This is a genomic window from Streptomyces sp. NPDC087270, assembly GCF_044744625.1.
Taxonomy (GTDB): Bacteria; Actinomycetota; Actinomycetes; order Streptomycetales; family Streptomycetaceae; genus Actinacidiphila.
On record NZ_JBIUYR010000013.1, the window covers coordinates 165,978 to 190,074 of the forward strand.

Annotated in this window: 22 protein-coding genes; 10 read left to right on the forward strand and 12 right to left on the reverse strand. The window is 73.5% G+C overall.

What is annotated here, in order from left to right:
* Positions 1-2 precede the first annotated feature (2 nt).
* Positions 3-1,952, forward strand: coding sequence for a fumarate reductase/succinate dehydrogenase flavoprotein subunit (locus ACIPAE_RS25470; RefSeq protein ID WP_329371989.1), 1,950 nt, complete (start codon positions 3-5; stop codon positions 1,950-1,952).
* Entirely contained in the window at positions 1,949-2,701 is a 753-nt protein-coding gene (locus ACIPAE_RS25475) for a succinate dehydrogenase/fumarate reductase iron-sulfur subunit (protein WP_328461081.1), read from the forward strand. Before ACIPAE_RS25470 ends, ACIPAE_RS25475 begins: the two co-directional genes overlap by 4 nt.
* A 52-nt stretch (positions 2,702-2,753) precedes the next feature.
* On the opposite strand, the gene ACIPAE_RS25480 is transcribed toward ACIPAE_RS25475, so the two are convergent.
* The 7 genes from ACIPAE_RS25480 to ACIPAE_RS25510 all read right to left on the reverse strand — a co-directional run bounded on the left by ACIPAE_RS25480 (position 2,754) and on the right by ACIPAE_RS25510 (position 11,979).
* Complete coding sequence (locus tag ACIPAE_RS25480) at positions 2,754-4,823, reverse strand: phosphocholine-specific phospholipase C (protein WP_402448118.1); 2,070 nt, start codon at positions 4,821-4,823, stop codon at positions 2,754-2,756.
* Between the two features lie 180 nt (positions 4,824-5,003).
* Complete coding sequence (locus ACIPAE_RS25485; protein WP_329371995.1) at positions 5,004-5,777, reverse strand: 3-oxoacyl-ACP reductase; 774 nt, start codon at positions 5,775-5,777, stop codon at positions 5,004-5,006.
* A 4-nt stretch (positions 5,778-5,781) separates the two neighbouring features.
* Entirely contained in the window at positions 5,782-7,197 is a 1,416-nt protein-coding gene (locus ACIPAE_RS25490) for an aldehyde dehydrogenase family protein (RefSeq protein ID WP_402448119.1), read from the reverse strand.
* A gap of 142 nt (positions 7,198-7,339) precedes the next feature.
* A complete protein-coding gene (locus ACIPAE_RS25495) occupies positions 7,340-8,068 on the reverse strand; it encodes a gamma-glutamyl-gamma-aminobutyrate hydrolase family protein (protein ID WP_402448120.1) in 729 nt (242 codons plus the stop codon).
* Positions 8,065-9,423 (reverse strand): glutamine synthetase family protein, encoded by a 1,359-nt coding sequence (locus ACIPAE_RS25500; RefSeq protein ID WP_402448121.1) that lies wholly within the window; start codon positions 9,421-9,423, stop codon positions 8,065-8,067. The genes ACIPAE_RS25495 and ACIPAE_RS25500 overlap by 4 nt, the downstream gene beginning before the upstream one ends.
* The gene (locus ACIPAE_RS25505; RefSeq protein ID WP_402448122.1) at positions 9,420-11,060 is read right to left on the reverse strand and encodes an amino acid permease; all 1,641 of its coding nucleotides are present in this window, start codon (positions 11,058-11,060) and stop codon (positions 9,420-9,422) included. The genes ACIPAE_RS25500 and ACIPAE_RS25505 overlap by 4 nt, the downstream gene beginning before the upstream one ends.
* Before the next feature lie 172 nt (positions 11,061-11,232).
* Positions 11,233-11,979, reverse strand: coding sequence for an FCD domain-containing protein (locus ACIPAE_RS25510; RefSeq protein WP_329372005.1), 747 nt, complete (start codon positions 11,977-11,979; stop codon positions 11,233-11,235).
* 226 nt (positions 11,980-12,205) lie between these two features.
* Between ACIPAE_RS25510 and ACIPAE_RS25515 the strand changes: the two genes are divergently transcribed.
* Complete coding sequence (locus ACIPAE_RS25515; RefSeq protein WP_402448124.1) at positions 12,206-12,712, forward strand: hypothetical protein; 507 nt, start codon at positions 12,206-12,208, stop codon at positions 12,710-12,712.
* Between the two features lie 27 nt (positions 12,713-12,739).
* Here ACIPAE_RS25515 and ACIPAE_RS25520 read toward each other — a convergent pair whose 3' ends face one another.
* Positions 12,740-13,408, reverse strand: a complete 669-nt coding sequence (locus ACIPAE_RS25520; protein ID WP_402448125.1) for a TetR/AcrR family transcriptional regulator — start codon at positions 13,406-13,408, stop codon at positions 12,740-12,742.
* Positions 13,409-13,531: 123 nt separating this feature from the next.
* Between ACIPAE_RS25520 and ACIPAE_RS25525 the strand changes: the two genes are divergently transcribed.
* The 4 genes from ACIPAE_RS25525 to ACIPAE_RS25540 all read left to right on the forward strand — a co-directional run bounded on the left by ACIPAE_RS25525 (position 13,532) and on the right by ACIPAE_RS25540 (position 17,673).
* Positions 13,532-13,825: a hypothetical protein gene (locus ACIPAE_RS25525; RefSeq protein ID WP_402448127.1), complete on the forward strand. Its 294-nt coding sequence runs from the start codon at positions 13,532-13,534 to the stop codon at positions 13,823-13,825.
* A gap of 135 nt (positions 13,826-13,960) precedes the next feature.
* Entirely contained in the window at positions 13,961-14,959 is a 999-nt protein-coding gene (locus ACIPAE_RS25530; RefSeq protein ID WP_402448129.1) for a patatin-like phospholipase family protein, read from the forward strand.
* A gap of 204 nt (positions 14,960-15,163) precedes the next feature.
* Positions 15,164-17,236: a GTP-binding protein gene (locus ACIPAE_RS25535; protein ID WP_402448131.1), complete on the forward strand. Its 2,073-nt coding sequence runs from the start codon at positions 15,164-15,166 to the stop codon at positions 17,234-17,236.
* A 59-nt stretch (positions 17,237-17,295) separates the two neighbouring features.
* Entirely contained in the window at positions 17,296-17,673 is a 378-nt protein-coding gene (locus ACIPAE_RS25540; protein ID WP_328461063.1) for a DUF427 domain-containing protein, read from the forward strand.
* Positions 17,674-17,711: 38 nt separating this feature from the next.
* Here ACIPAE_RS25540 and ACIPAE_RS25545 read toward each other — a convergent pair whose 3' ends face one another.
* Together ACIPAE_RS25545 and ACIPAE_RS25550 are read right to left on the reverse strand one after the other, a co-directional pair.
* On the reverse strand, positions 17,712-19,466 hold the full coding sequence (locus ACIPAE_RS25545; protein WP_329372019.1) for an MFS transporter: 1,755 nt from the start codon (positions 19,464-19,466) through the stop codon (positions 17,712-17,714).
* A complete protein-coding gene (locus tag ACIPAE_RS25550) occupies positions 19,463-20,053 on the reverse strand; it encodes a MarR family winged helix-turn-helix transcriptional regulator (protein ID WP_402448133.1) in 591 nt (196 codons plus the stop codon). Before ACIPAE_RS25550 ends, ACIPAE_RS25545 begins: the two co-directional genes overlap by 4 nt.
* A gap of 176 nt (positions 20,054-20,229) precedes the next feature.
* Here ACIPAE_RS25550 and ACIPAE_RS25555 point away from each other — a divergent pair, with 176 nt between their 5' ends.
* From ACIPAE_RS25555 to ACIPAE_RS25565, 3 genes are all read left to right on the forward strand, one after another.
* The gene (locus ACIPAE_RS25555; RefSeq protein ID WP_402448135.1) at positions 20,230-20,850 is read left to right on the forward strand and encodes a glyoxalase; all 621 of its coding nucleotides are present in this window, start codon (positions 20,230-20,232) and stop codon (positions 20,848-20,850) included.
* Positions 20,851-20,919: 69 nt separating this feature from the next.
* Complete coding sequence (locus ACIPAE_RS25560) at positions 20,920-21,486, forward strand: sugar O-acetyltransferase (protein ID WP_366412109.1); 567 nt, start codon at positions 20,920-20,922, stop codon at positions 21,484-21,486.
* A gap of 28 nt (positions 21,487-21,514) precedes the next feature.
* Complete coding sequence (locus ACIPAE_RS25565; protein WP_366412110.1) at positions 21,515-22,396, forward strand: acyl-CoA thioester hydrolase/BAAT C-terminal domain-containing protein; 882 nt, start codon at positions 21,515-21,517, stop codon at positions 22,394-22,396.
* Here the strand turns inward: ACIPAE_RS25565 and ACIPAE_RS25570 are convergent.
* Both ACIPAE_RS25570 and ACIPAE_RS25575 read right to left on the reverse strand, forming a co-directional pair.
* Positions 22,375-22,860, reverse strand: coding sequence for a GNAT family N-acetyltransferase (locus ACIPAE_RS25570; RefSeq protein WP_402448244.1), 486 nt, complete (start codon positions 22,858-22,860; stop codon positions 22,375-22,377). The genes ACIPAE_RS25565 and ACIPAE_RS25570 overlap by 22 nt on opposite strands.
* Before the next feature lie 62 nt (positions 22,861-22,922).
* The gene (locus tag ACIPAE_RS25575) at positions 22,923-24,092 is read right to left on the reverse strand and encodes a LacI family DNA-binding transcriptional regulator (protein WP_402448138.1); all 1,170 of its coding nucleotides are present in this window, start codon (positions 24,090-24,092) and stop codon (positions 22,923-22,925) included.
* Between the last annotated feature and the right edge of the window lie 5 nt (positions 24,093-24,097).

Genomic DNA, 24,097 nt, shown 5'->3' on the forward strand with positions numbered 1-24,097 from the left:
AGTTGACCGACTACACCCGCTACGGCACCGGCGCGCCCATCGCCGACAGCAAGGCCCCCGACGGGCCGATCGAGGACCGCTGGGACACCCGCCGCTTCACCGCGAAGCTGGTCAACCCCGCCAACCGCCGCAAGCACACCGTGATCGTGGTCGGCACCGGGCTGGCCGGCGGCTCCGCGGGCGCCACCCTCGCCGAACAGGGCTACCACGTCGTGCAGTTCTGCTACCAGGACTCCCCGCGCCGGGCCCACTCCATCGCCGCGCAGGGCGGCATCAACGCCGCGAAGAACTACCGCAACGACGGCGACTCCATCCACCGGCTCTTCTACGACACCGTGAAGGGCGGCGACTTCCGCGCCCGCGAGTCCAACGTGCGGCGGCTGGCGCAGATCTCGGTGGAGATCATCGACCAGTGCGTCGCGCAGGGCGTGCCGTTCGCCCGCGAGTACGGCGGCCTGCTCGACACCCGCTCCTTCGGCGGCGTCCAGGTCTCCCGCACCTTCTACGCCCGCGGCCAGACCGGCCAGCAACTCCTGCTCGGCGCCTACCAGGCGCTGTCCCGGCAGATCGCGGCCGGCAACGTGGAGATCCATCCGCGCACCGAGATGCTGGACCTGGTCGTCGTGGACGGGCGGGCCCGCGGCATCGTCGCCCGCGACCTGGTCACCGGCGAGGTCAGCACCCACCTCGCCGACGCCGTCGTGCTCGCCTCCGGCGGCTACGGCAACGTCTTCTACCTGTCGACCAACGCGATGAACTCCAACGCCACCGCGATCTGGCGGGCCCACCGCCGCGGCGCGTACTTCGCCAACCCGTGCTTCACCCAGATCCACCCCACCTGCATCCCGCGCACCGGCGACCACCAGTCGAAGCTGACGCTGATGAGCGAGTCGCTGCGCAACGACGGCCGGATCTGGGTGCCGAAGGCCCAGGGCGACACCCGCCCGCCCGCCGCGATCCCCGAGGCCGAACGCGACTACTACCTGGAGCGGATCTACCCCTCGTTCGGCAACCTCGTGCCGCGCGACATCGCCTCCCGCGCCGCGAAGAACGTCTGCGACGAGGGCCGCGGCGTCGGCCCCGGCGGCCAGGGCGTCTACCTCGACTTCGCCGACGCCATCGCCCGGCTGGGCCGGCGCGCGGTGGAGGAGAAGTACGGCAACCTCTTCGAGATGTACGAGCGGATCACCGCGGAGAACCCGTACGAGGTGCCGATGCGGATCTACCCGGCCGTGCACTACACGATGGGCGGGCTGTGGGTGGACTACGACCTGCAGACCACCGTGCCCGGGCTGTTCGCGATCGGCGAGGCCAACTTCTCCGACCACGGCGCGAACCGGCTCGGCGCGTCCGCGCTCATGCAGGGCCTGGCCGACGGCTACTTCGTGCTGCCCGCCACCCTCAACGACTACCTCGCCCGGCACCCGGCCGCCGACCCGGTCGACGCCGAACACCCCGCCGTGGTCGAGGCGATGGCCGGCACCAAGGAGCGGCTGCACCGGCTGGTGAGCGTCGACGGCGACCGCACCGCCGACTCCTTCCACCGCGAACTCGGCGAGCTGATGTGGGAGTTCTGCGGGATGTCCCGCACCGAGCAGGGCCTGCGCAAGGCCCTGGAGCGCATCCCGCAGATCCGCGAGGAGTTCTGGCGCCGGATCAAGGTGCCCGGCACCGAGGCGGAGTTCAACCAGTCCCTGGAGCGCGCCAACCGCGTGGTGGACTACCTCGAACTCGCCGAACTCATGTGCCTGGACGCCCTGCACCGCGCCGAGTCCTGCGGCGGCCACTTCCGCGAGGAGTCGCAGACCCCCGACGGCGAGGCCGCCCGCCGCGACGACGAGTTCAGCTACGCCGCCGGCTGGGAGTACACCGGCACCGGAGCGCCGCCCCTGCTGCACCGCGAAGAGCTCGTCTTCACCGAAGTCCACCCCACCCAGCGGAGCTACGCATGAGGCTCACCCTGCGCATCTGGCGGCAGAAGAACGCCGACGCCCCCGGTGCCATGACCGCCTACGAGGTCGACGGCGTCTCGCCCGACATGTCCTTCCTCGAAGTCCTCGACACCCTCAACGAACGCCTCACCCTCGACGGCGAGGACCCGGTCGCCTTCGACCACGACTGCCGCGAGGGCATCTGCGGCGCGTGCGGCGTCGTCATCAACGGCGACGCGCACGGCCCCGAGCGCACCACCAGCTGCCAGCTGCACATGCGGTCCTTCCGCGACGGCGACACCATCGACGTCGAACCCTGGCGCGCGGCCGCCTTCCCGGTCGTCCGCGACCTCGTGGTGGACCGCTCCGCCTTCGACCGGATCATCTCCGCCGGCGGCTACGTCTCGGTGCCCACCGGCGCCGCGCCCGAGGCACACGCCACGCCCGTGCCCAAGCCCGACGCCGACCGGGCCTTCGAGCACGCCGAGTGCATCGGCTGCGGCGCCTGCGTCGCGGCCTGCCCCAACGGCTCCGCGATGCTCTTCACCTCCGCGAAGGTCAACCACCTCGCCGCGCTCCCGCAGGGCGGACCGGAGCGCGAGAGCCGCGTGCTGGACATGGTCGGGCAGATGGACGCCGAGGGCTTCGGCGGCTGCACGCTCACCGGCGAGTGCGCCACCGCCTGCCCCAAGGGCATCCCGCTGCTGTCGATCACCTCGATGAACAAGGAGTGGCTGCGCGCCAACCGCCGTGCGGCGCGCAGCCGTTGACCCCGGCCGCCGCCAGTTGTTGACCCCGGCCGCCGGCGGCTGACCCCGGCGGTCAGCCGCTGACGCTCGGCAGCCCGGTCTCCAGGTGGCCGCTGAACCGCTGCGACCAGCTCGGGTCGCTGCTGACCGTCACCGTCATGTCGTACCAGCCGTTGAAGTAGGCCACCGCGTTGAAGTAGTCGGCCACATGCCCGCCGGCCGGGACCTGGTACGTCCAGGGGCCGTCGGTGCGGTAGTTGCCGCTGGTGATGGTGAACGTGACCGGTGCGGAGCCGTTGTTGGCGAGGTCGAACCAGAGCGCGAGCTTGCCGGTGCTGCTGGTGACGGCGTAGGAGGACGTGACGGCGACGTCCTTGCCCGGCGCGGTGGTGTCGCCCTGGAAGCGGCGCAGGAAGCGGTTGGGGCCGACCACGCTGAGGTCGTACTTCCCGTCGCCGTAGCCGGGGCCGCAGTTGAAGAAGTCGCTGGTGGCGCTGCCCGCGGCGACGGTGTACTGCCAGGGGCCGCCACCGCGGTGGGCGTTGGCGTAGGCGGCGAAGTGCACCGTGCGGGTCGAGCGGGCGTCGGTGTTGTCCATCGCCAGCCAGACCTGGGTCACGCCGCCGGCGTCGAACTCGATGTGGTCGAGGTTGGCGCCCGGCTGGTACGGCAGCGCGCGGGCCGGTCGGGTGCCGGACTCCTGCGCGGGCAGCGCGTTGGTCACCGGCGCCGGGTTGGGCAGCGGCGCGCAGGTGGACTCGCCGATCACGGCCGAGGTGTCGGGCAGCGAGGGCAGCCCGGGCACCGGATGGGCGAAGTCGAACGCCGAGGTGAGGTCGCCGCAGACCGCGCGGCGCCAGGCGCTGATGTTCGGGCATGTGGCGGGGGTGCCCAGGGCCGCGGTCCAGGTCTCCAGGAAGCGCAGCACCGAGGTGTGGTCGAAGACCTCGGAGTCGACCCAACCGCCCCTGCTCCAGGGGGATATCGCGATCATCGGGACCCGGACGCCGAGCCCGACGGGGGTGCCGGTCCAGAACTCGCCGGCGGTGCCGTCCACCGGGACCGGCGGCGGCACGTGGTCGAAGAAGCCGTCGTTCTCGTCGTAGTTGAGGAAGAGGATCGAGGAGTTGTAGACGGCCGGGTCGGCGCCCAGCGCGTCGATGACCATGTGCACGAAGTGCGCGCCGTCGGCCGGTGTCGCGTACGGGTGCTCGGAGGAGCCCTCGTCGGCCACCACCCAGGAGACCTGGGGGAGGGTGCCCGACAGGACGTCGGCCTTGATCGCGGCGGCGATGTCGTCCGGGGTCTTCCCGGTCACCTTGGGCACCGAGCCCATGCCCCGGTCGTGCAGCGGGGTGCCGGCGGCCGCGGAGGTGAACTGCGTGAAGTAGGCGAGGGCGTTGTCGGTGAAGTTGTCCGCCGCGTTCTGGTAGACCTTCCAGCTCACCCCGGCGTCCTGGAGCGCCTCGGCGTAGGTCTGCCAGCGCAGCCCCGACTCCGAGCCGCCGTCGTAGGCGGGCCCGCCGCTCCGGCCGTCCGGGTCGATCTGGCCGCTCCAGTGGAAGGTGCGGTTGGGGCCGGTGGCGCTGAGCGTGGAGCTGAAGTAGGCGTCGCAGACGGTGTAGTTGTCGGCGAGCGCGTAGTGGAAGGGGATGTCGTCGCGGTGGAGGTAGCCGAGGGTGCGGACGTTGCCCTTGGCGGCGACCCAGCCGTCCATCCGGCCGCCGTTCCACGCCGCGTGCTGGTCCGCCCAGCCGTGCGCGAGGTCGCCGCTGCACTGCGCCAGCCGCTCGGGGTCGGCGCCGCCGGCCGGCTCGGTGGCGCTGAACTGCCACGGGTACTGCCGGCCGGCGCCGTTGGGCTGGTTGAAGACGCTGTAGCCGCCCGCGACCTGGATCGCGCTGCGGTCGGCGAAGCCGCGGACGCCCTTCAGCGTGCCGAAGTAGTGGTCGAAGGAGCGGTTCTCCTGCATGAGGATCACGATGTGCTTGGCGTCGGTCAGCGTTCCGGTGGCCGCCGGTGCCGCGGCCGGCGCGTCGCCGGGGGCGGCCGCGGCGGTGGCGTCCGCCGCGCCGCCGACGGTCGCCGCCGCGGCCGCTGCCGCCGACAGGGCCATGAACTTCCTGCGACTGACGTCATTCATGTGATCCGCCGTTCCGTTGGGTTGTGGGGTGCCTGGGACAGGGTGCATCACGTGGGACGGCGCCGAACAGGGTGCGTCGAACACGATGTCGGACCGCGGGCGCCCGACCGCGGGCGCCCGATGGCGTGCGTCGGGCCGCCGGCGCCTGGCCGCCGGCGCCGGACCCGCGTGCCCCGGCCGCTACTGCGGCGTCACATAGGCCCCCGAGATCCCGCCGTCGACCAGGAAGGTGGACGCCGTGATGAACGATGAGTCGTCGCTCGCCAGGAACGCCACCGAGGCGGCCACTTCCTCCGGTTCGGCGAACCGGCCGAGCGGGATGTGCACCAGGCGGCGGGCGGCCCGCTCCGGGTCCTTGGCGAACAGCTCCCGCAGCAGCGGGGTGTTGACCGGCCCGGGGCACAGCGCGTTGACCCGGATGCCCTCGCGGGCGAACTGCACCCCCAGCTCCCGGCTCATCGACAGCACGGCGCCCTTGGACGCGGAGTACGAGATCTGCGAGGTCGCCGCGCCCATCACCGCCACGAACGACGCCGTGTTGATGACCGAGCCCTTGCCCTGCCGCTGCATGTGCGGGATGGCGTACTTGCAGCACAGGTAGACGCTGGTCAGGTTCACCTCCTGCACCCGGCGCCAGGCTTCCAGGCCGGTGGTGAGGATGGAGTCGTCCTCCGGCGGAGAGATCCCCGCGTTGTTGAACGCGATGTCGAGCCGCCCGTACGTGGCGACCGCCGTCTCGTACATCCCGCGTACCGCGTCCTCGTCGGTGACGTCGGCCCGGACGAACAGGCCGCCGACCTCCTGCGCGGCGGCGGCGCCGGTGTCCGCGTCCACGTCGACGCAGACCACCTTGGCCCCCTCGGCGGCCATCCGGCGGGCGCTGGCCAGCCCGATGCCGCTGCCGGCTCCGGTGATCACGGCGACGCGGCCGTCCAGGCGTGGTGCGAGCGTCATGGGTTCATTCCTCCGTGGCGATGAAGACGTTCTTGGTCTCGGTGAAGGCGTCGAGTGCGTCCGGGCCCAGCTCGCGGCCGAGGCCGGACTGCTTGAACCCGCCGAACGGGGTCGAATAGCGCACCGAGGAGTGCGAGTTGACCGACAGGTTGCCCGCGTCGACGGCACGCGCCACCCGGATCGCCCGCCCCACGTCGCGGGTCCAGATCGAACCCGACAGGCCGTAGGACGTGTCGTTGGCGATGCGTACGGCGTCCTCCTCGTCGGTGAACGGGACCACGGTCACCACCGGCCCGAAGATCTCCTCGGTGAACGCGCGGTCGTCGGGCCGCACCGGGGCCAGCACGGTCGGCGGGAACCAGAAGCCCGGGCCGTCCGGGGCGCTGCCGCGGAAGGCGACCGGGGCGTCCTCGGGCACGTACGCGGCGACCGCGGCGCGCCGGGCGGCCGAGATCAACGGCCCCATCTCGGTGGCCGGGTCGGACGGGTCACCGACCCGCACCGCCCGCACCGCGGGCTCCAGCCGTGCCATGAAGTCGTCGAACACCGAGCGCTGGACGAGAATCCGCGAACGCGCGCAGCAGTCCTGCCCGGCGTTGTCGAAGACGGCGGACGGCGCGGTCGCGGCGGCCCTCGCCAGGTCCGCGTCCGCGAAGACGATGTTGGCGCTCTTCCCGCCCAACTCCAGCGTCACCGGCTTCACCTGGGCCGCGCAGCCCGCCATGATCTCCTTGCCGACCCGGGTGGAGCCGGTGAAGACGACCTTGCGGACGTCCGGGTGGGTGACGAAGCGCCGCCCCACGACGTCGCCCCGGCCGGGCAGCACCTCCAGCACGCCCGGCGGCAGGCCCGCCTCCAGCGCCAACCGGCCCAGCCGCAGGGCGGTCAGCGGGGTCAGCTCGGCCGGCTTGAGCACCACGGTGTTGCCGGCCGCCAGCGCGGGGGCCAGCGCCCACCCGGCGATCGGCATCGGGAAGTTCCACGGCACGATGACGCCGACCACGCCGAGCGGCTCGTGGAAGGTGACGTCCAGGCCGCCGGCCACCGGGATCTGGCGACCGGAGTGCCGTTCGGGCGCGGCGGCATAGTACTCGATGACGTCGCGGACGTTGGCCGCCTCCCACTGCGCGTTGCCCAGCGTGTGGCCGGAGTTGGCGACCTCCAGCTCCGCCAGGTGCGCGCGGTCGGCGTCCACGGCGGCGGCGAACGCCCGCAGCAGCCGGGCCCGGTCGGCCGGTGCCACCCGGCGCCAGGTCGCGAACGCGGCGCGGCTGCGGGCGATCACCGCGTCCGTCCCGGCCAGGTCGGCCATCGGCACGGTGCTGAGGATCTCCTCGGTGGCCGGGTTCACCACCGGCCACGGCTCGGCGGCCTCGTCCGGTGCGGTGGTGTCCGCCGCGGCGGTGTCTGGTCGGGGCATCAGCTGTCCACCCTGTCCTGGGAGCGGTCGATACGGTGAGCGGTGCGGGTGCGGCTCCGAGTGCGGCGAGCCGTGCGGGTCCGGGTCCGGCGCCCGGAGCCGGCGGGACGACCGGCCGAGCCGTACGCCCGTGCGGCCGGCGTCATGGCGCGCTTCCCCGGGCTCCCCGGACCGACGCCACGAACGCGGTGAACAGGCGCGGGTCGGCCGCGTCCGCCTCCGGGTGCCACTGGACGCCGACGGCGAACCCGCCGCCGGGCCGTTCGAGCGCCTCGACGGTCTCGTCCTCGCTCCAGGCCGCGGGCAGCAGCCCCGTACCGAGGGCGCCGACCGCCTGGTGGTGGTAGCAGGACACCTCGGAAGTGGCGCCGAGGACGCCGTGCAGGAAGCTGCCCGGCCGGGTGCGTACCGTCCGCCGTCCGAACGTCGCCGGTGCCGGCTGGTGCGCGCTGTCGCCGACCCGGTCCGGCAGGTGCTGGACCAGCGCGCCGCCGAGCGCGACGTTGAGCACCTGCATCCCGCGGCACACCGCGAGCACCGGCAGGTCCCGGTCGAGCGCGCCGGCCAGCAGGCCGAACTCCCAGGCGTCGCGGGCCTCGTGCGGTGCGCCCGTGCGCGGATGCGGCGCCGCGCCGTACCGCGCCGGGTCCACGTCGGGCCCGCCCGCGAGCAGCAGCCCGTCGAGCCGGTCGAGCACGTCGCCGGCGCCGTCGGCCTGCGGCGGCAGCACGACCGCGGTGCCGCCCGCGCGGGTGACGGACTCGACGTAGGTGTGCGGGACGAGGGCGGCGGGCTGCCGCCAGACGCCCCAGGCGGCGTCGTCCAGGTAGCCGGTGACGCCGATCAGCGGGCGGCGGGGGCGGCGGGTCACAGCCGCTCGAATCCGCGGCGCCGCTCCCAGTCGGTCACCGCCCGGTCGAAGGCGGCCAGTTCGGTCCGGCCGGCGTGTACGTAGTGGTCGACGACGTCCGGGCCGAAGGCCGACACGGCGCGGTCGCTGCGCTCGAAGGCGTCGACCGCGTCGCGCAGGGTGGCCGGGACCCGCGGGGCCGCGGAGGCGTACGCGTTGCCGGTGAACTCCGGTTCCAGCGGCAGCTCGTGCTCGACGCCGTACAGCCCGGCCGCGACGAGCGCGGCCACCGCCAGATACGGGTTGACGTCCCCGCCCGGCACCCGGTTCTCGAACCGCAGCGACGGCCCGTGGCCGACCACCCGCAGCGCGCAGGTGCGGTTGTCGCGGCCCCAGGCGATCGCGGTGGGCGCGAAACTGCCCTCGACGTAGCGCTTGTAGGAGTTGACGTTCGGCGCGAGCAGCAGGGCGAAGTCGGCCAGGCAGGCGAGCTGACCGGCCAGGAAGTGCTCCATCACCGTGGAGAAGCCGTGCGGGCGCTCGCCCGCCAGCACCGGGCGGCCCTCGTCGTCGCGCAGGCTCAGGTGGATGTGGCAGGAGTTGCCCTCCCGCTCGTCGTACTTGGCCATGAAGGTGAGGCTCACGCCGTCCTGCGCGGCGATCTCCTTCGCGCCGGTCTTGTACACCGCGTGGTCGTCGCAAGTGGCCAGCGCCGGGCCGTACTTGAAGGCGATCTCGTGCTGCCCGGGGTTGCACTCGCCCTTCGCCGACTCCACGGTCAGGCCCGCGCCGGCCATCCCGTTGCGGATACGGCGCAGCAGCGGCTCGATCCGGGAGGTGCCGAGGATGGAGTAGTCGACGTTGTACTGGTTGACCGGGGTCAGCCGGTGGTAGTCGCTCTCCCACGCCTGCTCGTAGGTGTCGCGGAAGGCGATGAACTCCAGTTCCGTGCCCGCGTAGGCGTGCCAGCCGTGCTCGGCGAGGCGGTCGAGCTGGCGGCGCAGCACCTGCCGGGGCGAGACGCCGACCGCGGTGCCGTCGTGGTGGGTGACGTCGCACTGGACCATGGCGGTCGCCGGGTGCCAGGGCACCATCCGCAGGGTGTCGAGGTCCGGCGCGAGCACGAGGTCGCCGTAGCCGCCCTCCCAGGAGGAGAGGGCGTAGCCGTCGACGGTGTTCATGTCGACGTCGACGGCCAGCAGGTAGCCGCAGCCGTCCGCCGCGTTCGGCACCACGTCGGACAGGAAGAAGTCGGCGGCGACGCGCTTGCCCTGGAGGCGGCCCTGCATGTCGGTCATCGCCAGCACGACGGTGTCGACGGCGCTGGCCGCGACGCGCTCGCGCAGATCGTCGAAGGTGAGGCGGACGCTGCTCAACTTTTCTCCACATCGCTCGCGACGAGGTCGGACTCCTGGAGGCTGCTCTGCACCCGGGGGCCGGTGAACCAGCGCCGGGCCGAGACCAGCCACCACACCCCCGCGAAGCCCAGCACGACGGCAACCGCGACCGGGGTGTAGTTGAAGCTGAGGGCGGTGATCGGGCTGACGGTGGGAAGCATGAACAGCACGGTGATCAGTGCCGTCCAGCCCACCGCCACGGTACCGATCGGACGGCTCCAGCGCCCCAGATGCCACGGCCCGCGCACGAACGTGTCGCCCTGCCGCAGCCGCAGGTACACCGGGATGACGTAGGCGATGTAGAGGCCGATCACCGAGACCGAGGTGACCGCGGCGTAGGCGGTGGAGTTCCACAGCGCCGGCAGGCCGAGCAGGAACGCGCCGCCCGCGGCCAGCCACACGGCGCTGGTCGGGGTCTGGGTGCGCGGGTTGATCCGGTGCCACAGCCGCGACCCGGGCAGCGCGCCGTCTCGCGAGAACGCGTAGATCATCCGGGAGTTGGCGGTGACCGAGGCCATCCCGCAGAAGAACTGGGCGCCGATCACGATCAGCAGCAGGAGTTTGGCGCCGGTGTGCCCGATGGCGTCGATGAAGATCTGGGCCGGCGGCACCCCGCTGCCGCTGGTCCGCTCGCCGTCGTAGTTCTGGATGGCGAAGGTGAGGCCGAGCAGCAGGACCCAGCCGGCCACCAGCGAGACCACGATCGCGTTGACGATGCCGCGCGGGCCGGAGCGGGCGGCGTCGTGGGTCTCCTCGGTCATGTGCGCGGAGGCGTCGTAGCCGGTGAGGGTGTACTGCGCCAGCAGCAGGCCGAGCATCGCGACGTAGAACGGGCTGTGGAAGCCGGTGTCGTTGACGAACTTGCCGAAGACGAAGGACGCGGAGGAGTGGTGGTCGGGCACGAACACCAGCACGCCGACGATGATCAGCACGCCGAGCAGGTGCCACCAGACGCTGACGTCGTTGAAGAGCGCGACCAGCCGCACGCCCAGGGTGTTGAGCAGGCCGTGCGCCACGAGGATCACCGCGAAGATCTCCACGGTGTGGGCGGGCGTGGCCGACAGGCCGAACTGGAGGTCCAGCAGGGCGTTGAGGAAGGTGGCGGCGCCGTAGTCGATGCCCGCGGTGACCGCGACCTGGCCGAGGAAGTTGAACCAGCCGGTGAACCAGCTCCACGCCGGTGCCCGGGAGGGGGCCAGCTTCGCCGCCCAGTAGTACAGGCCGCCGGCGGTCGGGTAGCTGGAGCAGATCTCGGCCATGGACAGGCCCACGCACAGGGTCATCAGCCCGACGACCGGCCAGCCCCAGGTGATGAGCGCGGGGCCGCCGGTGTTCATGCCGAAGCCGTAGAGGGTCAGGCAGCCGGAGAGGATCGAGACGATGGAGAAGGAGACGGCGAAGTTGGAGAAGCCCGACATGGAGCGGGCCAGCTCCTGGACGTAGCCGAGTTCGCGCAGCCGCTGCTCGTCGGAGGAGGGGGCCGCGTCGCGGGGCGCGGGGACGGCGGCGTCAGAGGGTGTGTCGGAGGGCGCGGGAGTGTCGGAGGGCGCGGGGACGGCGGCGTCAGAGGGTGTGGGGGAGGGTTCGGTGTCGTCTGGTGGGCGGGGGACAGACATGGGCACCTTCTGGGGAGGTTGGCGTGGTCGGAGCACCGCGGGTGCGGCCGGGGCATCTCCCGAGCTGGTCAATGGAATGGAGCTGGTCCATTAGGTGGGAGACCGTCTCACTCCGCCAGGTACGCCGTCAAGAGCCTTGTCCGTGCCGGGCGTTGAACGGCCGGAACGCCTTTCAGCCGAGGAAGCCGCGCAGCAGCGACGCGGTGGCGGCCAGGTGCTCCTCGGCCGCCCGGCGGGCCGTGGCCGGGTCGCCGCCGAGTATCGCCGCCACGATCCGGGCGTGCTGGGCCTGGGAGTGCTCGATGTTCCGCTCCAGCAGCGGGATCGCGTTGAGCAGGTCGTTGAGCCGCATCCGGGTGTCGGCGATGCTCGCGGCCAGCGACCGTGAACCGCTCAGCTCGGCGATCGCCAGGTGGAAGCGCGAGTCCATCTGCCGGTAGTCGACCGGGTCGCAACTGTGCGTGTCCCGCAGCCGGTTGTCCAGGTGGCGGCGCTCCTCGGGGCGCAGCGTGCGGCTGGCGGCGAGTTCGGCCGCGCCGATCTCCAGCGCCTGGCGGTAGGCGAGGGTGTCCTCCAGCTCGTCCGGCGCGCGCTCGGCCATCCGCCCCGGCCCCGGGCCGTCCTGGCCGCCGGCCCGGTGCAGGACGAAGGTCCCGCCGGTACGGCCGCGCCGCGACTCCACGTAACCGGCCTGCTCCAGCGAACCCAGCGCCTCGCGCAGGGTCACCCGGCTGACGTTGAAGCGCTCCGCCAACTCCCTTTGCGGCGGCAGCCGTTCGCCGTGCGCGACCACTCCCAGCTTGATCACCTGGAGCAGCCGCTCGACGGTCTCCTCGAACGCGTTGCCGGCCCGGACGGGCCGGAAGAACGCGGCACCGCTCAGCGTGCCGGCACCGGCCGGCTCGGGCATCTCGCTCATGCGTCCCATTCTCCGCCCATCCGCCGCCCACGTGCCGCACCCCGGAACCGCCCGCCGTCGGCTGGCCCGGCACCCGCCGCACCCCGAAGCTGCCCGCCGCCGCCCCGGCCCCGGGTCCGCGGGTGCCGCGACCGTAATGGATCTATTACGGGCCATTGAAGGCGGCTGGTGGCGCCGGGCCGGAAAAGCGGGGGAGTGCGGCCGGGCCGGATGCCATGATCTCCGCGTGGCGATACCCGACATCCTGGCCGGCATGGCGACGACGGGCCGGTGGGGACCGGTGCAGGTCGGCGCCGGCTGGGACGAGGTGACCGCGGCCTTCGGCGAGCCGTGGGACGCCGGCGCGAGGGGTGAGCCGGGCCGGTGGCCGCGCCTGTACGCGTACGGCGACCTCGAACTGACCGTCTGCCGCTGCCGAAGAGTCGGGTCGCCGATCTGCGTCCAGACCTGGCGCGACGTGATCGAACTGCCCTCCACCGTCCCCGGAAGGTCGCAGGCGTTCCCGGCTCACCTCACCCACCGGGACGTGGTGGACGCCCTCGACCGGGCCGGTTGCCCCTGGGAGCCGTGCGCCGGCTTCACCTTCGGCAGCCAGTGCGCGCTCACCGCCACGCCCAGCGGCGCGACCTTCACCTTCGAGATCCCCGACGACGGGGAGCCGGTGCTGAACGTCATGGGGCTGACCGGCGCCCGGCACGACTGCCCGCCGAGGGCCGGCGCGCCGTCCGGTTGACCCGGGGGGACCGGCCGCGTCCGCCGGTCAGGTGCGGAAGTCGGCCAGCACGGAAGCGAATTGACGCTCCGTCAAGTGCGGCCCTGGCAGGTCTGCTTCGGTCCGCGACCGCAGACCGTCCAGGAGCAGGGCGAGCGGGCGGCGCCAGGCACCGGCCTCGACGGAGGCCAGCGCGGGGACGACGCGGCCCAGCGCCAGCAGGCCCAGCAGCAGGTCCTCCGTGGTGGCGTCCGGGCGGACGGTGCCGTCGGCCCGGGCCCGGCCCAGCAGTGCCGCGAGCGTCTCGCGGTTGTGCGCGTGCAGCGCGTCGAGCGACGGCACACCGGAAAGCCCGGTCGTCATCAGGTCGTTGGCGCCGCGATCGGCGGCCAGCATGCCGAAGACCGCGTCGAGGTAGCCGCACAGCCCGGCCCAGGCGTCCTCGGCGGTCCTGGCCCGCTCGCCCTGTTCCCGGATGCGCCCCAGCGCCTCGCGGAAGACCTCCTCCACCAGCGCGCCCCGGTCGGGGAAGTGCCGGTAGAGGGTGGCGTTGCCGACCCCGGCCCGCCGTGCGATCACGTCGATCGGCGCCTCCACGCCGTGCTCGGCGTAGACCGCGTGCGCGGCCGCCAGCAGCAGTTCCCGGTTGCGCGCGGCATCCCGCCGCCGCGGCGCCGCTTCGGCCTGCGGCGATCCGTGCGGGCGGGTGCGGTCCATACCGGCACCGTACCCGAGGCGATCCGGGCGGGCGGGGGCCGGCCGCGGCGAGGGTCCGGCGCCGTGGCGGCCCTGTGCTGTGGCGGCCGTGTGCTGTGGCGGGCCGATGCGGAGGGCGGCCCGATGTCGGCGCGGCCGGGGCGCCGTCCGTTCGGAGGGGCCCGCGATCTGCCCGTACGCTGCGCCGCCCGCGGTCGAACCGCCCGGCCCCGCGCCCCTCCCGTCCACCTCGGTTTCGGGCACGGCGTCCACCACTGCCCGGGTGCGCCGCCGTCCCGCGCGGAGGCGGCGATCGCACCGCGCGTCCTCTTCGAGCAACACCCGCGCCTCGCCCTCGACGTGGACCCGGCCGCTGCGGCCTGGCGCACCGGCGCCCTGCTCAGGGGGCTGGCCTCGCTGCCGGTCCTGCTGGGCTGACCCGCGCCCGAAGTGGGCCTGGCGGGGCGGGCGTTGCCACCGCTGGCGCGGCTGCTACCGTCGCTCGGAAAACGGGGAGTGCTCCCCGTTTAAAGGTCCGCAGCGCTGCCGCTCGACACAGGAACGGGGTTCTCCATGTCCGAAGGTCCTGACGCGCCCGACTCGCCGGCCGCGCCCGACACAGCCGACGCGCCCGAAGGTGCTGCCGCACCCGACGCACCCGCCGCGCCCGACGCACCCAACGGCGGGCAGGGCACCGCGCTGGTGCTCGGCGGGGGCGGGTTCACCGCGATGGCCTGGGAGATCGGTGTCCTGAAGGGCCTGGCGGACGCCGGGTGCGACCTGACGGCGGCGGACCTGGTCGTCGGCACGTCCGCCGGCGCCGTGCTCGGCGCGCGGATCACCGCGGGGGAGCGGCCGGACGACCTGTTCGCGCAGGAGACCGACGGGACGGCGTACTCTCCCGACCTGCGCATCGGCCTCGTGCTGACCGCCCGCTATCTGTGGGCCGCGCTGGGCAGCCGCTCCTCCGCGGGCTCCGCGCGCCGGCTCGGCCGGTTCGGGCGCGGTGCCGTACGGACCGGTGAGGAGGAGGTGCTCGCCGAGATCGGCCGGCTGCTCCCGGCCGCCGCGTGGCCGCAACGCCCGCTGCGGATCGCCTCGGTCGACGCGGACAGCGGCGAGACGGGGTACTTCGACCGGGCGAGCGAGGTCGAACTGCGCCGCGCGGTCGCCGCGTCCGGCGCGGTGCCCGGGATCTGGCCGCCGATCGCCGCGCGCGGCCGGCACTGGATCGACGGCGGGGTGCGCTCCGGCGCCAACCCGGCCCTCGCCATGGGCCAGGCCCGGGCCGTGGTGCTCGCCCCCATCCCCGACGTGCCCGGCCCGCACCCCGGTGCCGCCGCGGAGACCGCCGCCCTGGCCCGGACCGGAGTGCGCACGCTGCTGCTCACCCCCGACGCCGCCGCCCGCCGGGCGTTCGGCCACAACCCCCTCGACCCCGCGCGCCGTCCGGCCGCGGCGGAGGCGGGCCGGGCGCAGGGAATCGCCCGAGCGGGTGACGTCGCCGCCGTGCTGCTGGGCGGTGCGGGCAGCGCGGGTGGTGCGAGTGGTGCGAGCGGCGCGGGGGTGTGAGCGGCGGGAGCGGTACGGGCCGATGAGCCGCGCCGCGGACGGGGGTCCGCGGCACCCGGAAAACACGTTGCCGCCGCCCGGCGGCTCTGCTGTGATCGGCCGGTAACCGAAACAGCACACCGACCCCAGGAGCGATGATCATGCGCGGTTCCGTCATGCCGGCTCAGTCAGGACACACCCCCGACCTCGAGGACATGACGCTTCGTGCAATCGCTCCCCTCGCTCAACCTCGGCATCTTGGCGCACATCGATGCCGGTAAGACCAGCCTGACCGAACGGCTGCTGTACGCCGCCGGTGTCATCGACGAGATCGGCAGCGTCGACCAGGGCAGCACCACCACCGACTCCCTCGCCCTGGAGAAGCAGCGCGGCATCACCATCAAGTCGGCCGTGGTGTCGTTCACGCTGCCCGGCGCGCTCGGCGGCACCGACGTCAACCTGATCGACACACCCGGCCACCCCGACTTCATCGCCGAGGTGGAGCGGGTGCTCGGCGTGCTCGACGGGGCGGTGCTGGTGGTCTCCGCGGTCGAGGGTGTCCAGCCGCAGACCCGCATCCTGATGCGCACCCTGCGCCGGCTGCGCATCCCCACACTGATCTTCGTCAACAAGCTCGACCGGCGCGGCGCCGACCTCGACCGGACCCTCGACGCCGTCGCGCACCGCCTCACCCCCGACATCGTCCCGATGGCCGGCGCCCGCGACCAGGGCACGCGGCAGGCCGCCGCGCTGCCGTACACCGCCGCCGACCCCGGCTTCGATGCCCGGCTGGCCGACCTGCTCTCCCGCCGCGACGACCGGCTGCTCGCGGCGTACGTCCGCGACGAGACGGCCGTCGACCACGCCCGGCTGCGCGCCGCGCTCGCCGAGCAGACCGCCGCCGCCGAGGTGCACCCGGTGTACGCCGGCTCCGCGGTCACCGGCGCCGGCACCGACGCGCTGATCGCCGGCATCGCCGAACTGCTGCCCGCCCGGCGCCCCGACCCGGCCGCACCGGTGGCCGGCACCGTCTTCAAGATGGAGCGCGGCGCGGCCGGCGAACGGATCGCCTACGTCCAGGTGACGGCCGGCACCGTACGCACCCGCGACCGGCTGCCGGTGCACCGCGCGGGCGGCGAAGTCGGCGAGGCCGGTGAGGCCGGTGAGGCCGGCGCGGGCAAGGTCACCGCGATCAGCGTCTTCGACGCGGGCACCGACACCCGGCGCGACAGCGTCCCGGCCGGCCGGATCGCCCGGATCTGGGGCCTGGGCGAGGTACGGATCGGCGACACCGTCGGCGCGGCGCCCGCCGGCCATGAGCGGCAGCGGCACTTCTCGCCCCCGTCGCTGGAGACCGTCGTCAGCGCCCGGTGCCCCGCCGAGCGCGGCGCGCTGCACGCCGCGCTGGCCCAACTCGCCGAGCAGGACCCGCTGATCGACCTGCGCCGGGACGAACAGCGCCGGGAGATCGCGGTGTCGCTCTACGGCGAGGTGCAGAAGGAGGTCATCCAGGCCACGTTGGCCGACGAGTTCGGGCTCGCCGTCGACTTCCGGCAGACCACCACCCTGCACATCGAGCGCCCGGTCGGCACCGGCGAGGCCGTCGAGTACAACGGGAAGGACGGCAACCCGTTCCTGGCCACGGTCGGCCTGCGGGTCGAGCCGGCACCGGTCGGCAGCGGGGTGCGGTTCCGACTCGGCGTGGAACTGGGCGCGATGCCGTACGCGTTCTTCGCCGCGGTCGAGGAGACGGTGTGCCGGACGCTGGAGCAGGGGCTGTACGGCTGGCGGGTCACCGACTGCGTGGTCACCATGACGCACTCCGGCTACAGCCCGCGGCAGAGCCACGCCCACGCCACGTTCGACAAGAGCATGTCCAGCACCGGCGCGGACTTCCGCGGCGTGACCCCGCTGGTGCTGCTGGCGGCGCTGCGGCAGGCGGGCACCACCGTGCACGAGCCGATGCACCGCTTCCGCCTCGACCTGCCCGCCGACGCGCTCGGCACGATGCTGCCCGCGCTCGCCCGGCTCGGGGCCGCGCCCCGCACCCCCACGGCGCGTGACGGCGGATACGAACTGGAGGGCGACATCCCCGCCGCCCGGGTGCACGACCTGGAGCAGCAGCTGCCGACCCTGACCCGCGGCGAAGGGGTCCTGGAGAGCGCCTTCCACCACTACCAGCCGGTCACCGGCCGGGTGCCCGAGCGGCCGCGCACCGACCACAACCCGCTGAACCGCAAGGAGTACCTGCTCCAGGTGCAGCGCCGGCTGTCCGGGTTCGGCGGGAATGGCGGCTGACCGCCCGGGGTTGTCGAAGGAAGAAGCCCGGTCCATCCGTCTGGAGTTCTGGAGTCCTCATGGCACGCCCCGTCAAGACGCCCGGCCCCGACCACCCCATCACCGTCGAGCCGACGGCCGCCCGCGTCGTGGTGCGCGCCGGCGGCAAGGTCGTCGCCGACACCACCCGCGCCCTCACCCTTCAGGAGGCCGACTACCCCGCCGTCCAGTACATCCCGCTCGCCGACGTGGCAGCCGACGCGCTGACCCCCACCGACAGCAGCACGTACTGCCCGTACAAGGGCGACGCGTCCTACTACTCGCTGGTCACCGGTGACGACACCATCGCCGACGCCGTGTGGACCTACCGCGAGCCGTACGACGCGGTCGGCGCGATCGCCGGGCACGTGGCGTTCTACCCGAAGCACGTCGAGGTCGAGCAGCTTCAGGACGCCTGAGCCGGCTCGCTCCGGAGCCGGCTCACGCCCGAGCGCGGTCAGGACGCCCGGGCGGAGGCCGTGCCCTCGGCGGTCGACGTCCCCTGCTCTCCCTGCTGCCCGGTGCCGGGCTCGTCGCGGCCACCGCGCAGCAGGGAGGCGATCGCGGCCAGCACGGCCAGAGCCGCGCCGAAGAGGAAGACGATCGTCAGGCCGGAGTGGAACGGCCCGGAGATCAGATGCGGGAAGAACTCGCGGCCGGTCAGCGCGTGCCGCTGCTCCGGGGTGAGCTTCGGCAGCACCCCGCTCGGGCCGAGCAGGTGGGCGACCGGGTTCACCCCCAACTGGGCGGCGAACAGCGACGCGACCGGCGGCAGCGAGCCGGCCTGCGCGGCGGCGGCGTGCGGCACCCCGTTCTGCTGGAGGTGGGCGGTCAGGGTGTGCGGCAGGTTGCCGGCCAGGCCCGCGATCATCAGGGAGAAGAACACCCCGATCGACACGGCGGTGCCGGAGTTCTGGAAGGTCGCGCGCATACCGGAGGCGACGCCGCGCAGGTGCGCGGGCACGCTGCCCATGATCGAGGAGGAGTTCGGGGAGCCGAACATCCCGCTCGCGATCCCGTTGAGCGCGATCAGCAGCGCGAACACCCAGTAGTCGAAGTCGATCGGCAGGCACATCAGCCCGAGGAAGCTCGCCCCGAACAGCAGCGCGCCGGACGTGGCGAGCCCGCGTGAGCCGAACCGGTCCGACAGGTACCCCGACACCGGCCCGGCGAGCAGGAAGCCCGCGGTCAGCGGCAGCATGAAGATGCCGGCCCACAGCGGTGTGCGGGAGTAGTCGTAGCCGTGCAGCGGCAGCCAGATGCCCTGCAACCAGATGATCAGCACGAACTGCATGCCGCCGCGGCCGATGGAGATGGCCAGCCCGGCGAGGTTGCCCGCGGTGAACGCGCGCAGCCGGAACAGGCTGAGCTGGATCATCGGGGACGCGACCCGGCTCTCGACCAGTACGAAGGCCGCCAGCAGCACCACCCCGCCGATGATCAGGGCCAGCACCATCGGGTTCGCCCAGCCCATGGTGTGACCGCGGTAGGGCTGGAGGCCGTAGGTGACGCCGACCAGCACCGCGCTCAGGCCCACCGCGAAGGTGACGTTACCCCACCAGTCGATCCGTCCGCCGCCGCGCCCGGCGGTCTCGCGCAGCCTGCGCCGCGCCCACAGGGTGCCGAAGACACCGACGGGTACGTTCACCCAGAACACCGCGCGCCAGTCCCACGTCGCGAGCAGACCGCCGGCCACCAGCCCGATGAACATCCCGGCCAGGCCGGCGACCTGGTTGATGCCCAGTGCGAAGCCGCGCTGCTCACGCGGGAACGCGTCGGTGAGGATCGCCGCGGAGTTCGCGGTGAGCATCGAGCCGCCGGCGGCCTGTAGCAGCCGCCAGCCGATCAGCCACATCGCGCCGTGCTCGGCGTCGAACGGATCGAAGGACAGCAGCACGGAGGCGAAGGTGAAGAGCGTGAAGCCCGCGTTGTAGATCCGTACCCGCCCGTACATGTCGCCGAGCCGGCCGACGGTGACGACCAGGACGGCCTGCACCAGGCGGTAGCCCATGATCATCCACAGCAGGTAGGCGATGTTGCCGGGGGCCAGCGGGTCCAGGTGGATGCCGTTGAAGATCGCGGGCAGCGCGATGAGGACGATCGAGCCGTCGAGGGAGGACATGAAGACGGCGGCGGTGGTGTTGGTGAGCGCCGCCCACTTGTAGCGGTCGCCCGCCGGTTTGGCCCCGGGCGCGGGCGCGGCGGCGCTCATCGGTCCGTCCCGTGGGTGGCGGTGCCGGTGCCGGTGGCGGAGCGGGTGGCGGAGTCGGGGCCGGAGTCGGTCCCGTTGCCGGAGTCGGGGCCGGTGGGGGTGGCGGAGCCGGTGTCCGCGTCGCCTGGCGGGTCCGTGTCGGGCGGTATGACATGCTCGGCCAGCCGGAGCAACAGCGGTGCAGCCGTGGCGAGTTGGGCCAGCTCGGTGCGGTCGAACCGCGCGTCGAGGACGCCCGCGACCAGCTCCGTGCGCGCGCTGCGCTTGTCGCGCAGCACCTGCATCCCGTCCTCGCTGACGGAGAGCACCTTGCGCCGCCCGTCCTGCGGGTCGGCCGTCACCTCGACCAGGCCGCGGGCCTGGAGCGCCGCGAGGGTCGCGCCCATGGACTGCGGCGAGATCTGCTCCCGCCGGGCGAGTTCCGCGGAGGTCGCCGGTCCGCCGCGGTCCAGCCGCGCCAGGGCGGTGCGCTCGGGGCCGCTGGGCTCGCCCGGGCCCATCCGTATCTGGCGCATCCGCCGCAGCAGCAGGCCGAGTCCGTCCAGCAGGGCGGCGGCCGTGTCATGGGAGTTCGGTTCCTCGGCCACGAAAGTAAGGGTAACTGATAAGCCTGATTGATGAATATCCCCATCGGCCACCGATCCGGTCCGGGCGCGACCGGAAGGAAGCCGGCCGGCCGGCGCCGAACGCAAGGGAGCCGAATGGAGCAGACCGGTCAGGAATCGAGAAGCGGGGGTCGGCGGGCCGCGGATAACTTCGCATCATGACTTCCATCGAATCCGTGATCATCGAGGCGGAGGACCCCGCCGCCGCCGAGAACTTCTACGCCACCGCCTTCGGCCTGGGCGACCGCGTCCGCGTCAGGGCCGCCGAAGCCCCCACGACCGGCTTCCGGGGGTTCACGCTGTCGCTCACGGTGGCGCGGCCGGCCACCGTCGACGGCTTCGTCGATGCCGCGGTCGGCGCCGGCGGCACGGCGGTGAAGCCGGCCGCCAAGTCGTTCTGGGGCTACGGCGGCGTCGTCCGGGCCCCCGACGGGACGCTGTGGAAGATCGCGACCTCGGAGAAGAAGGACAAGGGCCCGGCCACCCGGGACGTCGACCAGGTCGTGCTCCTGCTCGGCGTCGAGGACGTGAAGGCGACCAAGGAGTTCTACGTCGAGCACGGCCTGACCGTCGGCAAGAGCTTCGGCCGCAAGTACGTCGAGTTCGCGGCGCCGTCGAGCCCGGTCAAGCTGGCGCTGTACGGCCGGGGCGCCCTCGCCAAGGACGCCGGCGTCGCCCCCGACGGCACCGGATCGCACCGCCTCGCCGTCGTCGGCGGTGACCGCGGCGCCTTCACCGACCCCGACGGCTTCGTCTGGGAGCAGGCCGCCTCGCACTGAGGCGGCGGCCGGGCATCGAAGCCCCAAACCCCTGGAGCGCACGGGACGGGGGAAGGCAGACTGGGGCCCATGGGTGAGAACAAGAAGCTGATGCTGGCCGGCGAGTGGTACATCGCCGACGACGAGGAACTGGGCGCGGACTCCCGGCGGCGCGAGGAGCTGTGCCGGGTGTTCAACACGGCGACCGACCCCGAGCGGCGGCAGGCGGCGCTGCGCGAGATGCTCGGCTCCGTCGGCGAAGGGGTGGGCATCCGGCCGCCGTTCCAGTGCGACTACGGCAGCTACATCAGCATCGGCGCGCGTACCTTCGTCAACTTCAACGCGGTCTTCCTCGACGCGGCCCCGATCACCGTCGGCGCCGACGTGCAGATCGGCCCCAACGTCCAACTGCTCACCCCCACCCACGAGTTGGACACCGAGCGGCGCCGCGCCGGATGGGAGAAGGCCCTGCCGATCACCATCGGCGACAACGTCTGGCTCGGCGGCGGGGTGATCGTCTGCCCGGGCGTCACCATCGGCGCCGACACCGTGGTGGGCGCCGGCTCGGTCGTCACCAAGGACCTCCCCTCCGGCGTCCTCGCGGTCGGCAGCCCGGCCCGCGTCATCCGCCGCCTGGCCGGCACCGTCGAGGCGTGAGCCGGAGCTGCGCCGAGGGCGCCCGCTGATGGACGTCGAGGAGCAGGAGCTGACCGACCCGTACGAAGGGGTGCTGGTGGGCCCGCGCGGAGGCAGCGACGTCGGCGTCGTGGTGCTGGGCGGTTCCAGCGGGCGCGTCGAGCGGGAGCGGGCGCGCGTGCTGGCCCGGCAGGGCGTGCGGGCGCTGGCGCCGCGCTGGTTCGGCGGCCCGGGGCAGCCACCGGGGATCTGCGAGATCCCGCTGGAGACGTTCACCGCGGCCGTCGGCCTGCTCCGGGCCGGCGGCGCGCGGCGCGTCGGCGTCCTGGGCCTGTCCAAGGGCGCCGAAGCGGCCCTGCTGACCGCGGTGTACGAACCCCAGGTGGACGTGGTCGTCGCGCTGTCGCCCACCTCGCGGGTCTGGTGCAACGTCGGCCCCGGCGCCGACGGTCGGCAGCAGCCGTACCGCTCGTCCTGGACGTGGCGGGGGCGCCCGCTGCCCTTCGTCCCGATGGACGACAACTGGGCTCCCCCCGAAGGGAGTTCAGGACCCGTCGCGGTCAGGGGCTGGTACGAGCTCAGCGAGCGTACGTATCCGCACCTGCTCCCGGCGGCCGACATCCCGGTGGAGCGCGCCCGGGCCGACGTGCTGCTCGTGGCCGGTGGGGACGACGCGATGTGGCCCTCCCTGCCCTTCGCGGAACGGCTGGCCGTGCGGCGCCGCGCGGCAGGCGCCACGGTGCGCCTGGTCGCCCGGCCGGACGCGGGCCATCGCCCGGTCTTCCCGGGCGAGCTCCCGGCCCGGCCCTCCCCGCACTTCGCCTACGGCGGCACCCCGCAGGCCGACGCGCTGCTGGGCGCTGCCGCCTGGCCGCACATCCTCGACGCCCTCCACGGCCCGCGCCCGGGTCACTCCAGGGCGCAGCGGTAGGACGTGGCCGGTTTGCCGTTGAGGGTCAGGGCGGCGACGGGGACGAAGCCGTTGTGTTCGAGGACGGCGCGCGAGGCCGGGTTGTCGTGGGTGACCCGGGCGCGCAGCGTGACGAGTCCGTAGGAGGTGGCGGCGAGGCCGCGTACCTCGCGCACCGCCGCGGTGGCCAGGCCCTGCCCGGCGGCCTTCTGCGCGATCCGGTAGCCCAGCTCCGCCGAGCCGTCGGCGTCCACCTCGATCAGGTTCACCCGGCCGACCACCTCGCCGTCCGCGGTCACCAGCACGTGCGGGTAGTCGGTCCCGGCGGCCTGGTAGGCGAGCAGTTGCGCGAACCGCGCGTCGAACTCGGCGAAGAACGCGTCCCCCCGGTCGGGCACCGATGCCGCGAAGTACGCGCGGTTCTCCCGCTCGAAGGCGAGCACCGCGGGGGCGTGGTCGGGGCGGAGCAACTGGAGTCGTGGGATGGGCATGGGTGGATGGGGGGGTGCGGCGCCGTGTCCGGCCCGGCCCCCGGCCTCCTCTCGTCTCAACGCGCCGGGCTGTCCGGGGCGTTCGGGTGCTCGGTGCCGGCCGCGCTGCCGGTGCTGCCCGCGCTGCCGGTGCTGTCCGCGCTCGCCGCGCTGTCGGTGCTGCCCGTGCCGCCCGTTCCGCCCGTGTCTCCGGGGCTTCGGGGACCTCCCGGGCTTCCGGGTGCCGGCCCGGTGGAGCCGCGCAGGACGAGCTGGGTGGCCAGCTCCACATGCAGCGTGTCCACGGTGTGCTGCTCCAGCAGCCGCATCAGCAGGGAGACCGCCATCCGCCCCATCTCCTCCAGGGGTTGGCGGACGGTGGTCAGGCGCGGCACGGTGCTGCGGCTCAGATCGATGTCGTCGAAGCCGGTGATCGACAGGTCCTCCGGCACCCGCAGACCCCGCTCGTATGCCGCCCGCAGCGCGCCGACGGCGGCCTTGTCGTTGAACGCGACCAGGGCGGTGGGGCGTTCGGGAAGGTCGAGGAGTTCGCAGGCGGCGGCGTAACCCCAGTCGGCGGTGGGCTCGATGGAGCGGATCAGCTCGGGGGCAGGCAGCACGCCCGCGTCCGCGAGCGCCGAAGTGTGCCCGGCGAGACGGGACTTGCCGGCCAGCCAGTCGCCCGGCCCGCCGATCACCCCGATCCTGCGGTGCCCCAACTCCACCAGGTGCGCGGAGACGCTGCGGGCGGCGGTGAGGTTCGCCGCCGACACCGACGCGATGTCCCGGGGCAGCGGGGTGCGCGGGTCGATCACCACGAACGGGAAGTCCTTCGCGCGCAGCGCCTCCAACTCCCGTTCGGGCTCGGGCGGCACGATCAGTATCGCGCCGGCGATGCCCGGGTCGTCCGGCAGCCCGGGCAGGACCTGGGCGGTCCGCGCCGCGTCTCCCGCGCTGAGCACCAGGCGGCGCCCGTGCAGGTCCAGCGTCTCGGCGACCGAGGAGACGATCACCCCGAAGTAGTCGGTCAGGACGTACGGGCAGCGGACGTAGATCGCGCCGGTAGCGCTGCCGCGCCGGGCCGGGGCCTGCGCGCCCAGCCGGGCCACCGCCCGCCGCACCCGGCTCTCGGTGTCGGGCGCGACCCGTACATGTCCGTTCATCACCCGCGAGACCGTCGCGATCGACACGCCCGCCTCGGCGGCGATCGCCCGGACCGTCGCCTTGCCCCCGCTCGCGCTAGCCACGCGTT